Consider the following 11237-nt stretch of genomic DNA (forward strand, 5'->3'; position numbering starts at 1 on the left):
CTTTCAGGAGAGGGCCGCTTGCAGCGGTCCTCGCCAGAAACCCCGCCCCAATTTTCGGCACCAGACCGGATAGGGCATCACCACAAGGAGGCCAGTCATGGCTAAAGAGCGTTTTGACATCAAGCAGCACGTCACCGACACGATCATTGCGCAGATCGAGGCGGGCACCCCGCCGTGGCGCAAGCCGTGGACGGGCGACATGAGCGGCGCGAGCTTTCCCTTGCGGCACAATGGCGATTCCTATCAAGGCATCAACATTCTGATGCTTTGGGCGACGGCGCATGTTCGCGGCTACAATTCCGCGCGCTGGATGACCTTCAAACAGGCCCTTGAGCTTGGCGGTTGTGTGAAGAAGGGCGAGAAGGCGACGAAATCTGTTTTCTATGGCTCGATTGAGCGCGAGGACGAGAACGCGGTAGAGGGCGAGGACGGAAAACGCCGCATCCGGTTTGCCAAGACCAACAATGTTTTCAATGCCGACCAGATCGAGGGCTTGCCGGAAGCCTATTACATCCGCCCGGAACCGCCCCGCGATCTTGGCACCGAGGCCGACGCCGAGCTTGACGCTTTCTTTGCCCGCAGCGGGGCGGAAATCATCACCACGGAGGAACCGCGCGCCTACTTCCACCCGACGAAAGACCACATCCATATGCCTCCGATTGCGACGTTCTACAGCGCCGCCGGATACTATGGGACACTCGCCCACGAGCTGACGCATTGGGCTTGCGGCGAAAAGCGCCTTGCCACTCAGAAGGCCCATGCGAACCGTAAGGAATACGCATTTGACGAGCTGGTGGCCGAGATCGGCGCATGTTTCCTTGCCGTTCAGCTTGGCGTCGAGCCGCAGTTTGACCAGAGCGCGGCATATGTCGAGGGATGGCTTGAGGCCCTGAAATCCGACAAGGAAATGATTTTCAAGGCTGCCGCCGAGGCACAGAAGGCCGTGGACTACATCAACGAAAAGGCCCGCGTTGCCGAGGGCGAAAAGCAGGTGGCCGCATGAGCGGCCCCCACACCCTGCCCCGCCTGTCCTGCCGCAAATGCGGCAGGATAAACCCGCCGGTCTATTTCGCGCCGGTGACGATCGAGGGCGAGGGCTCTTGCATCTGTTACGCTTGCGCCGAGGCGCGGCAATGGCTGGACCAAGACGGCAACTTGCGCCCCGGCATCGAGCTTTGAACCTGTCAGCCCCCGCCCCCCGGCGGGGGTTTTCTTTGCCCTGGTGCTATGTTTGACGGGGCCGGGGCCACGCTTGCGCGCGGCCCCGGCCCCGCCCGGCGCTTCGCGCCGAGCCTGCTTTCGCAGGCGCAAGGTCAGAGGCAGGTGAAGGGCATGGGATCGCCAAGCTCAACCTCGGTCGAGCTGTCGCCAATCGTAATCGTGACTGTCTGATGTTCACGGAATCCGGCGATCAGAGTTTCCCATTCCACGGGGTTGGCCGTCGCTTTTCCGTAGCGCCCATGCACCATTGCCGCGCCGATCCTGTTGCCATCGGGAAAGCTGAAGCCCACCTCGGCCGACAGGTCGGGGTTGTCGCCGGCTTCGATCAGGACGGCGCTTTCCGTGGTCCCGTAGACCGTATTCGGATCACAAACCAGCGAGACGACCACGCCTGCATTTTCCGTGCGGTAGAGATCGACCCCGCGCTCATGCTCATGTTCCCAGGCACTTGCCACAGCGGGCGATGCCGTCAGAATAATTACGCTGCAAATCAATGCTTTATGAAACTGCATAGGCTGCCTCCTTTTGGGAGACAGCCTAGCATTTTGGGAACAAAAAGGGAAGATTATTCAAAGGTTTCGGCGGTTTCCGACCATCTGTCTTGCCAAACGTCGAAAGAGGCAACCGCGCGCCCCTCGGGGTTCTTCAAGGTGATTTCCCCGCGCGTCTTCGGATCGCGCATATACGCCGCGCCAAAGACGCGCAGGGTCTTCGAGCTGGTCGAGTAGACCGTGCCAAGGCTTCGCCCGTCTTCCTCGGCCGACAACGAAAACAATGGTGTCTTACTCATAGATGACATTTTCCCTACGCCCGTCCTTCCAGCGCGGAAGTATCTCGCCGGTGTTCCACTCGTAGAGCCATCCGACGATCTCGCGCGTCCTGGCATCGAGGATGCGCTTGATTGCTTTCGCTTCCAGTCTTTTTTGCCTCGGCATGGTTTTCACTCCGTTTTTTTGATCCACGGAGCGCCCCGTTCCCGCGCCTTTTTCATCATTGAAGGGAGGGTAAGCGCCCGCTTACCCCTGCCGAGCGGCGAGCGTGAGAGGATGGGGGTGAAGCAAAATCGACAGGGGTGGTGCGGCCCGCAGGCGCAGCCGAGGACACGGCCCTGTCTATTTTGCTTCAGGGGGAAGGAAGCCGAAACTCCTTCCCCCTTCTATGCAACAACGTGACGCGGCTTGCCGCGTCTTCTAATCCTTCTTCTGGCGAAGCTCTTCGATGACTTCATCAAGGCAGGTCCAGAACACGGGTTCGAACTGGCCCCGCACCATCGCGCTGTCGGATTGGAGACGAAGCGGATCATGCTTTTCGCGCAGATCGTCCAGGATGTTCGCGGGGAGCCGTTTCGTTGTGTGGTAGCCTTCACGCATCGGAAGGCGATCTGCCTCGGGCTTTTCAATATATTTAGCCTTCAGCTCGAACCTGGCCGTTGCCCGGCGTCCGGCAAGCACGATCACATCGCGGGCGGCGATCCCCTGCCCTTCCAGAGCATCGAGCTTCTTGCCCTGATCGACCTTCACAGCAGCGTCGAGGCGCGTTTCCCGTTTCTCGGCGGCGGGTTTTGGTGCTTTGGGGGCCTGCGGTTCTCGATCTTTCTCCACGCGCGGGCGAGCGGGCTTATCAGCTTTGGGCTTGTTTGCAGAGGGAGTGTCGGTTTCAGGATCAGGCTTCGCATGTGCTGGCGTTTGTTCAGCGGCCGGTTCCACGGGAGCGGAGGGTTTCGGGATTTCCGCTGCGAAGGTTCCGGCGCTTTCGCGAGTGGTTCCGAAATTGGTGGTGTATTCAGGGTTGAAGCCCTTGATGTTCGGACGTTGCTTTCGGGCCATTATGCGATCCCTCCAATGTCCTGAAGGATCGCCAGTGCTTCGTCCAGAGCCTCTTCATAGTGCTTTGCGTGGGTGCGCAGCAGAGGGTTCGGATCGTTGCGTCGTGCCTCCGCGAGATAATGGAGAAATCCGAGGCTGGCGGCGTCTTTATGCTGTTTGCGCTCCATGAAGTAGTTCTGGACGACCGGGAAGGATTGAACCGCTTCCAGCTCAAGTTGCTGTTCGGTTTTACTCATCCGTGCGGGAACGCTTGAAAGAACGACATGGAAGGTCGGCAGGTTTTCGGGATCTTCGGTCCTGCCCCGGAGGTCAACATACCATTTGTGGGTGTCTTGCGTGATTTCCATGTCGTCGTTGGACAGCATCATGGGCACCACAAGAATGTCGCTGAAGGCCGCGAGATCGTCGGCCCAAGCACCAGCGGCCCCAAGCGTGTCAACGAAGACGAAATCCGTTGACCCTTCTTCCCAGACAGCATCCACCCGCGCCTCGAATGCTTCGGGTGACTTTAGCTCTTCGATGGTGAAATTCGGGTCTTCGATCTTCAGCTTCTCAGCCCATCGAAACAAGGCTTGTTGCGGGTCGGCATCTAGGACAAGGCATTTCTTGCCTGCGTTCATAGCTGCACTCGCCAGGGCACGGGTCAGCATCGTCTTTCCGGCGCCGCCTTTGCGCGTCATGACCGTGATGACTTTCATGTTTTCGTTCGGCATTGCTCGGCCTCATGTTCAGTGTTGATTGTTCAGTGTTGCTTGTCCGGTGATCCGGGTTGACTGTCGCTTGTCGCTTGTCGCTTGTCGCTTGTCGCGTGGTAACTGTTGCCTGTTACTTGTCCCTTGTCCCTTGTCCCTTGTCGTGTGTTGCGTGTTGCGGGTCAAGTGTTTTCTGTCCAGTGTCAAGTGTCCAGTGTCCAGTGTCCAGTGTCGCTTGTTGCCTGTCGCGTGAGCCGTGTTGCTTGTCGTTTTTCGCGTGGCAACTGTTCTTGGTTGCGTGTTGTGTGTTGCGTGTTGCGTGTTGCGTGTTGCGTGCGGAGCGTTAGGGAGGCGACGGAGCCGAAAGGGGCCGCGTGGTGCCTCTCTTCCACATCGCAATCAGACCGTTCGCTGGAACTGTCTGCCTCGGTCGGGGGCGGCATGGCGCATAGGAGCGCCGCAGCGGCTCTCTGAGGGCGCTTCAGAGGATTCTGAGGGGGGAGGGTGCGGAGAGGCGCTTCTAGCGCCTCACAGGGCATTTTTAGAGGGGTGGGCCGGAGCGGCCCAGATCGAACCAGGGTTCGATCACGGCACGGGCAAGCCGTGCCTGATGCGGAATACACCGAACTTAACGGCTTCGACACAATCCCCGGATTGCGTCGAAGCCTATTCGTCTGTATGAAGGTGGCAGGAAATAGGGAGTGTATGTTCAGTATGTCGTCGCGCCGCCGTCTGACCCGTGAAGAACGGCTCGCCATCGTCCGCGAGAGCGGAAAAGGCGTTTCCGCAAAGGCACTTGCGGCGCGTTTCAAAGTGACGGAACGGGCGATCTACTACACGGTTCGCACTGAAAAAGAGCGCCGCCGCGAAAGCAGCATCAGGACGCGCCAGGTCAGCGTAACCGTTACCGAAGAAGAGCTTCGCGCGTTCGATGCCGTCTTGAGCAAGAACGGGATCAACAGCAGATCGGATGGTTTGCGCCGCCTGATCCAGTGTGCGAATGGCGTTTTCATCCCCGATGAACACCTGTCTTCTGAGCTGAGCAGCTTCCGTGCAGCCCTGAATCGTGTGGGCAATAACGTCACCCAAATCGCCAAGCGCATGAACGAGGCGAACAAGAAGGGCCTTCGACCGCCCTTCGGGCCGGGCAGTCTATCGCAGATGCGGAGCCTTGCCGGGTTCGTTCTAGACTTTGCCGATCAGGTTCATTCGCTAGCAGAGCGTCGCCGCAGTCACCTGACATTGACGGTCAATGCCGCCTTGAAGGAGCTGGCAGATGGCGAAGAGTAACGCGGTTGCCGCCGTCACTGGTGAGCTTTTCCAAGAGGGGTGGAGCAAGGTTCGAGGCTCTATGCAGGGCCTGGGTCAGAAGCGGCAGCAGATGGCCCGTGCCGGGGCGGGGCATCGAGCGGCCGTTTTCAAGGCAATCCGGTCAGGCGGAACGCACACGCGGGGTCAGCTCGTCAATCAGCTTGAGTATCTGACCACAAAGAGTTCGCATATCGTGGACAGCCGTGGCGTTCTCGATGGGAAGCGCCAGTTGAGCGCCGATGAAATCAAGAGCGTGGCAGATCGTTTCACCGAGCGTTGGGACAAGGGTTTCAACCCCAAGATGGGGCACACGACCCATCTTCTTATGTCGTTCCCTGTTGGCACGCGCGGCGCTGATGTTCGAGACATTGCCAGCGACGTTTGCGAACGGTTCTTCGCCACGGAAGACCGCAATTTCGACTACCTGATCGCGGTGCATGAGGATCGGGCTCACCCTCATGCCCATGTCGTCCTGAACCGGCGGTCCCAGGAGGGCGAGTTCTTCTATCTGGGGCGGGATCACCATTTCAACTACGACGACTTCCGCACGGCGATGGTCGAAGAGGCTGAAAAATATGGTGTTTGTCTCGAAGCAACGCGCCGTTTGGATCGGGGTGTGGTAACATATCAGCCGCGCACCAAGGAGGTTTACGCGGCCAAGGAAGAGGGCAGGGAGCCGGTTGGACGTGTCCGCGTGGGGCGCGATCTGGACCGCGCACTGGCGGAGATCGCCAGCAATACGAAGGTTTACCGTTCACTGGCCGCCGAGGCGTCGGCCGAGAACCGTGAGGATATTGCAAACGCCTTGTTCCGTGCCGGTGAGATGATGGCACGGGGCGGGCATCTTGAACAGAATGGAGAAGTTTACATGGCCGAGGAACAGTCCTTTGATGATCTGAGAAGCAGCTTTGCCGCACGGATGGAGCGCGTTGAGGCGATGGTTGCCAGCACGCCCGAGGCGCAGCGACCCCAAGCGCAAGCGCGTCTCAATGAAATCTATCGGGGGGTTGCGCACATGCAGCCTCTTGGCACCCGTTCGCAAACGCTACTTGATGCGCCTTCGACCGATGGGGTCTATTCCGAAACCAATGTGAACCGCGATGCCGTCGAGCGGCTGCGCGAGCCCGAGACGAGGGCGCAGATCGAAACGGCTTTGCGTGGCACAGGCATTTCGTCCGAGACGATCATCGCACGGATCGAAACCACAGCGAATAACGCTGCGCTGGAACGCCAATGGCTTTCCGATGATTTGAGCCGCATCGCGGAGACTGATGGGCTCAATCTCGAACGGCGCGAAGATCTTCAGCAAGCGGTGGACAAGCTGGACCAGGTGCATGTCCAGCTAGGGACCGCGCTCGAACGGGCCGAGGTTCTGCGCGACGATGGGGTGTTCGAGGACGATCCGGATTATCAAGACTTCCTGCGCGATCAGGCGAACGATGAAGTCTATCGGGAACGTGTCAGCGATGAGCTGCGGACTGAGGCCGGCGTAATTCGAGCTGAGAATGAGGGCATTTCCGCACGAGAGGCTGAGGCCGTTGCCGAGGTCGAGAAGGGGGTTCGTGACAATTTCGACGGGCCAAACAATGACTATGCCACGTTCGAGCCTTTGGTGATCGAGCGGGATCGTGCGGCGCAGGGGCGCACAAATGTCAGCACCAACGCGGAGCTGGGCATGGCGTTCACGGCCCTAGCAAAAGAGCGCGCGGCAGGAGGTATGTCGGTTGAAGATCAGCGCCGGGCCGATGCTTTGCTGCGCGACACCGCTGACAGGTATGGTGCGCAGATGCGCGACGGGTTGGTGCGCGAGGATACCCGCGAGTTCCGTTCGCATGAGCATGAGGATTTTGAGGGCTACAGTGCTGAAGTAGATCGGTTCGAGCAGGATCGCTTGCGCGAGTTCGATGATGCGATGCGTCCCTATGAAGTCGAGACCGACAATGAGGGCGGCGTTTCCCATCAGGCTCATATCGAGCAAGCCAGTCTTGATCGCATGAGCAGCCGCATCCGCGACGAGCTTATGTCAGCCGATCAATCGGAGGACTTCGATACGCGCTATGATCGTGTGCAGGCTATGTCCGAGGACGGGCGGATCGAGGCAATGGCACGAGAGCGGATTGCAAGCGAGCAAGCTGATTACCTCCAAGATAAGCCGGAAATCCTGGCGTCCCCGGACCTGATCTATCGTGACCAGCCCTATCAGGAAACGATTGTCGATCGCGACCTATACGACCGGATCGAGGCGGAGGCCCGCGCCGCCGGAGCTGACGAATCCGCCGATGTGAAGGCGACTGTCGCAGATGGCTTCAAGGCCCGGTATCCGGACATGCCCGATCACCTTGCACGGGGTCTGGGTCAGACCTACGCCACGGCAATGAGCATTCGGGACAGTGAGCGGGTTTCCGAGGTGGCGGCGCAACGTGAACTGACCAGCACCGGGCGTAGTCCTGAGATCGAGCGTGTCATTGCTCACGAACGCGACGACAAGATCAACCCGACCTTCGCAGACGAGGCCAGTGGCCGCGCCTATCGTGAGGAAATCGAACGCGAGCTGGATGACGAGCGGATCGAGGCTTTGCGCGAAGGTGATGCAGATGCCTTGGAGAACGTCATTGATGACCGCCTGGAACGGCTCTACGCCGCGAAAGCCTATCTGCAATCGGATGAAGCGACGGCCAACAGCGAGGCCACCCGCGAGGTCATTTCCGAGATTGCCGATGAAGAATACGATGCGCAGCGCCTGAAGCATGTTCAGAGCCACAGCGAAAAGGGGCAGACGCATGGATAAGGGCAAGATCGCAGTCGGCGTAATCCTCCTGACGCTGGTTTCGGCCGCTGTCGGCTATGTGGTTGCGACCGCCTACCTCACGTTTCGCGACTATGGGCTGTCGGCTGAGATCGACTTCTTCTGGCTGGCGCAGAACTACCTTGATATGCGGATCGTCCGCCCCAACGACTTCGAGAAGGTCAATCTCATCATCGGCGGCTTTGCCTTGGCCGGGATGCTTCTGAGCGCGGTTCTGTCCGGCTCTGCACTCACCCGCTTCGGGCGCACCCATTGGCAGAAGGCCGCTGAAATGGCCCGCAACGGGTTTTTCGGCAAACCCGGCACAGGGTTTATCCTGGGCAAGATGGGCAAGCCGAAGTCGCGCGGAAAGCTCATCACGTCGAAGGTTTTTCCTCACGCATTGATCGTCGCACCGACCGGGCGGGGGAAAACCACCGGCTTCGTTATCCCGAACCTTCTAACCTTCAAAGGGTCCGCCGTGGTCCTGGACGTGAAGGGGGAGAATTTCGAGCATACCGCCCGGCATCGAGCGTCGGAGGGCGACAAGGTTTTCCGCTTTGCTCCGACCGATTGGCACGACCGGCGCAGCCATCGCTACAACCCGCTGCTGAGGATCTTCGAGCTGGACGATCCTGACAGAAAGCAGATGGAGCTTCAGCTTCTCGCCTCGCTGTTCCTGCAAGCGGACAGCGACCGGGTTCAGGGCCTCTTGAAAGGCGGTATCGACCTCTTCGTTGCCGCCGGTCTTTTGGCGTTCGAGCGGAAGCGCCCGACCTTGGGCGAGATTTACCGGATCAGCGCGTCCGGCGGAAACAAGCAGAAGGAGTTCATGAAGCGCCGGGACGAAGTGCAGAACCGCGCTGCGAAGCTCATCTTCGAGCGGCTGGCTTCGACCAACAACGACACGCTGACCTCCTATGTGTCGCTCCTGATGACCTCGGGCCTCGATCAATGGAGCAACCCGGCAATTGATGCGGCCACCGTTGAATCGGACTTCGATTTTCGGACGATCCGGAAGAAACCGTTCACCGTCTACCTGGTCGTTGCGCCCAACATGGTGAAGCCGATGGCCCCGCTGATCCGCCTGTTCTTCTCAGACCTGATTTCATCGCTGCAAGACAAGGAGCCGGGAAAGGATGAACCCTGGCCGGTGATGATTATGCTGGACGAGTTCAACCGCCTCGGGAAGATGCCCATCGTGGTCGAGAGCATCGAGACGCTGCGCTCCTACAAGGGGCACCTGGCTATCGTCACGCAAACGATCCCGGCGCTGGACGAGATTTATGGCGAGAACACCCGCCGGGCGTTGCAGGGCAACGCCGGTGTGAAGCTCTACCTCACGCCGTCCGATGAAAAGACTGTCGAAGAGCTGAGCAAGGCCGTGGGCAAGACAACCAAGCGCGTGGTCACGCGATCCCGGTCGATTGGTCGGAACCCCTTCGAGGGTCGCAGCATGTCCGAACGGACCGAAGAAACGTCTCTCTTGCCCGAGGACGAGGCGCGGCGGATGCCGCTCAATGACATTGTGATGGTCGTGGACGCCCAAATGCCGATCCGGGCAAAGCGCATCCAGTATTACGATGATCCGTTTTTCAAGGCGATTCACAGTGCGCAGAAGGGCGAGTTGCCTTTCCCAGAGCGGTCCTTGAAAGCCGTCGAGCCAGAGATTGCGGAAGAACCGGAGGAAGAAGCGCAGCCGACGCCGGCGGCCGCGCCGCAGGAAGCGGCCGAGAACCTTTCCGTGAAAGAGGCCAGCGATCAGCCCCATCGAGCGAAGCTGAAAACGTCGAAGCGCAAACGGTCCAAAGCCGTCGCCCAGGCAACGCAGGCAACTCGGGACATGGACGAGCGCCAGCGCGAGTTCGACCTGTCTGTCCAGCAGAGGCTCGATCTGCCCGAGCCGGGCGACGTTACCGACGCTGACGTGCAGGCGCTGCGTGACGCTGATGCGAAGCTGGCAGAGTTCGAGGCGAGTTTCACGGAAGGGCAGGGAGGCGAGCGGGCGACCGCGGCCGAGTAGCCGCGCCCTGTCCGACCGAAGTTAAACAAAAGGCCCGCTTTCGCGGGCCTTTATTCAATCTCCGAGGCGGTCGGCCCGGTCTTTCATGCGCTGCATCTTAGCGCCGGTGCCGGTTGAAGGCGGGGCATTTCCGCCAGCGTCAGTGGTGTCAGATGATGATCTGCGCAGAGAAGTCATCGCGCGACGTGCCATTTGGTTGGTTCTCATGCCGGCGAGATCAGCACCAGACGCATTTCCCATTTTATAGCGATTTTGCGCTTGTTGACTTCCCATCGCGGCTCTCGCGAACTGATAGCTGCCGCCTGCCCCGGCCATCATGGCAGGCATGACAATGTTGCCAGAGATAGATCGCGCGATGAACGGGGTGGCCAGAATGAACCCTTTACCCATGATAACCATCATGAAAAAAGGCAACAGGGCACCAATGTTTGACGCGCTTGTGGGGTCTCCGAGCCGGTCTATCAACGCATTCGCGACGCCAATGATCGTAGAAAAAACCCCGGCGATGATAATCGGATAAATTGCAAAAGAGATCAGTGCCGACAGCCAACGCGAGAAGTAGTCCTTCGTAACTTCAAACAGCGTGAGAAAGATCATCACCGGCGCCATGCCGATCAGCAGGGCGATCAACATACGCGACATGATGGTGAGGAAGGCTGCGAGAGCTCCTAAAAGCGACAGAAGCACAACACCTAGCATGTCAATCAGTGCACCCGCCATCCAGTTCAAGTTCTCACCGATTGCGTTCAGGTATTCACCAAGTCGATTGATGAGTTGGTCGAACTCTTCAGAATATGTTCCCGAAGGACCAGGCTCACCGCCACCAACAGACGCGATGAGAGATCCAGCAATGCTGTCGATACCGTTCAGGATGCCGTCAGCCAGATAGTTGAACTGCGCCCAATTGGTAGCAAATATGCCTACTAAGGCGATTTTCACGGCAAGCCAGAACGAGGTTCGACCATCGACGGTCCGAACCTGGAACGCCATGTTAATAAATATCAAAATCACGATCAGTGTTGAAGATAACGCGATCACGGTGCCGACGGTTGCGGCTACAGCGCCGAACTGCGACTCGGCTGCTGTATCTAGAAAGTCATCTGCCGTCTCAACGAAAAATGTGACTACGCTCATAAGGCCCTCACCAATTTCCCTGCTCTTCGCAGATTGCTCTAGCAGTTGGCCTTAGCTCATTGGCAGTGCCGCTATAGTCCGAGGTCCGTTCAAGAATCTCGTGCCTATCCAAGCCTGCATAGTTTTCAAAGTAGTAGTCCGATACGGCACTCCACGAAGGAAACCGGGTCTCGCACGAGCAATCGCCCGTCTCCACAACAGCATTCAGGCCCTGTGCACGATACATCTGTTGAACGAGGATGTTC

11 protein-coding genes are annotated in these 11237 nt (G+C 58.9%); 5 read left to right on the forward strand and 6 right to left on the reverse strand.

Translation table 11 applies throughout. The annotated features are described in order from the left end of the window. Positions 1-97: 97 nt before the first annotated feature. Positions 98-1003, forward strand: a complete 906-nt coding sequence (locus tag BLS57_RS18425; protein ID WP_093744123.1) for an ArdC family protein — start codon at positions 98-100, stop codon at positions 1001-1003. After that, the gene (locus BLS57_RS18430; RefSeq protein WP_074647535.1) at positions 1000-1179 is read left to right on the forward strand and encodes a hypothetical protein; all 180 of its coding nucleotides are present in this window, start codon (positions 1000-1002) and stop codon (positions 1177-1179) included. The genes BLS57_RS18425 and BLS57_RS18430 overlap by 4 nt, the downstream gene beginning before the upstream one ends. Before the next feature lie 134 nt (positions 1180-1313). Here BLS57_RS18430 and BLS57_RS18435 read toward each other — a convergent pair whose 3' ends face one another. The 5 genes from BLS57_RS18435 to BLS57_RS18450 all read right to left on the reverse strand — a co-directional run bounded on the left by BLS57_RS18435 (position 1314) and on the right by BLS57_RS18450 (position 3760). Then, a complete protein-coding gene (locus tag BLS57_RS18435) occupies positions 1314-1733 on the reverse strand; it encodes a hypothetical protein (RefSeq protein ID WP_093744124.1) in 420 nt (139 codons plus the stop codon). Between the two features lie 53 nt (positions 1734-1786). After that, entirely contained in the window at positions 1787-2011 is a 225-nt protein-coding gene (locus BLS57_RS18440; RefSeq protein ID WP_093744125.1) for a hypothetical protein, read from the reverse strand. Beyond that, positions 2004-2183: a hypothetical protein gene (locus BLS57_RS19650; protein WP_127562610.1), complete on the reverse strand. Its 180-nt coding sequence runs from the start codon at positions 2181-2183 to the stop codon at positions 2004-2006. The genes BLS57_RS18440 and BLS57_RS19650 overlap by 8 nt, the downstream gene beginning before the upstream one ends. A 228-nt stretch (positions 2184-2411) precedes the next feature. Beyond that, on the reverse strand, positions 2412-3047 hold the full coding sequence (locus tag BLS57_RS18445; RefSeq protein ID WP_093744126.1) for a hypothetical protein: 636 nt from the start codon (positions 3045-3047) through the stop codon (positions 2412-2414). After that, positions 3047-3760, reverse strand: a complete 714-nt coding sequence (locus tag BLS57_RS18450; RefSeq protein WP_093744127.1) for an AAA family ATPase — start codon at positions 3758-3760, stop codon at positions 3047-3049. The genes BLS57_RS18445 and BLS57_RS18450 overlap by 1 nt, the downstream gene beginning before the upstream one ends. A gap of 582 nt (positions 3761-4342) precedes the next feature. Here BLS57_RS18450 and BLS57_RS18460 point away from each other — a divergent pair. From BLS57_RS18460 to BLS57_RS18470, 3 genes are read left to right on the forward strand one after another with little or no spacing between them, the layout of a single operon-like run. Beyond that, positions 4343-5029: a ribbon-helix-helix domain-containing protein gene (locus BLS57_RS18460; protein ID WP_244153731.1), complete on the forward strand. Its 687-nt coding sequence runs from the start codon at positions 4343-4345 to the stop codon at positions 5027-5029. After that, positions 5016-7838, forward strand: a complete 2823-nt coding sequence (locus BLS57_RS20005; RefSeq protein ID WP_244153732.1) for a relaxase/mobilization nuclease domain-containing protein — start codon at positions 5016-5018, stop codon at positions 7836-7838. Before BLS57_RS18460 ends, BLS57_RS20005 begins: the two co-directional genes overlap by 14 nt. Further along, positions 7831-9858 carry a type IV secretory system conjugative DNA transfer family protein gene (locus BLS57_RS18470; protein ID WP_093744129.1) on the forward strand — a complete coding sequence of 676 codons (2028 nt, stop codon included), beginning with the start codon at positions 7831-7833 and terminating at the stop codon, positions 9856-9858. Before BLS57_RS20005 ends, BLS57_RS18470 begins: the two co-directional genes overlap by 8 nt. 54 nt (positions 9859-9912) lie before the next feature. Here the strand turns inward: BLS57_RS18470 and BLS57_RS18475 are convergent, their stop codons facing one another. Next, positions 9913-10992 (reverse strand): TrbL/VirB6 family protein, encoded by a 1080-nt coding sequence (locus tag BLS57_RS18475; protein WP_093744130.1) that lies wholly within the window; start codon positions 10990-10992, stop codon positions 9913-9915. Positions 10993-11237 lie beyond the last annotated feature (245 nt).

This window comes from Sulfitobacter delicatus (assembly GCF_900102535.1).
In the GTDB taxonomy this organism is placed as follows: domain Bacteria; phylum Pseudomonadota; class Alphaproteobacteria; order Rhodobacterales; family Rhodobacteraceae; genus Sulfitobacter; species Sulfitobacter delicatus.

Coding starts and splice junctions, on each gene's coding strand:
- BLS57_RS18470 (WP_093744129.1), top strand. CDS start 7,831: ATGGATAAGGGCAAGATCGCAGTCGGCGTAATCCTCCTGACGCTGGTT.
- BLS57_RS18435 (WP_093744124.1), bottom strand. CDS start 1,733: ATGCAGTTTCATAAAGCATTGATTTGCAGCGTAATTATTCTGACGGCA.
- BLS57_RS18440 (WP_093744125.1), bottom strand. CDS start 2,011: ATGAGTAAGACACCATTGTTTTCGTTGTCGGCCGAGGAAGACGGGCGA.
- BLS57_RS18445 (WP_093744126.1), bottom strand. CDS start 3,047: ATGGCCCGAAAGCAACGTCCGAACATCAAGGGCTTCAACCCTGAATAC.
- BLS57_RS20005 (WP_244153732.1), top strand. CDS start 5,016: ATGGCGAAGAGTAACGCGGTTGCCGCCGTCACTGGTGAGCTTTTCCAA.
- BLS57_RS18425 (WP_093744123.1), top strand. CDS start 98: ATGGCTAAAGAGCGTTTTGACATCAAGCAGCACGTCACCGACACGATC.
- BLS57_RS18450 (WP_093744127.1), bottom strand. CDS start 3,760: ATGCCGAACGAAAACATGAAAGTCATCACGGTCATGACGCGCAAAGGC.
- BLS57_RS18430 (WP_074647535.1), top strand. CDS start 1,000: ATGAGCGGCCCCCACACCCTGCCCCGCCTGTCCTGCCGCAAATGCGGC.
- BLS57_RS18475 (WP_093744130.1), bottom strand. CDS start 10,992: ATGAGCGTAGTCACATTTTTCGTTGAGACGGCAGATGACTTTCTAGAT.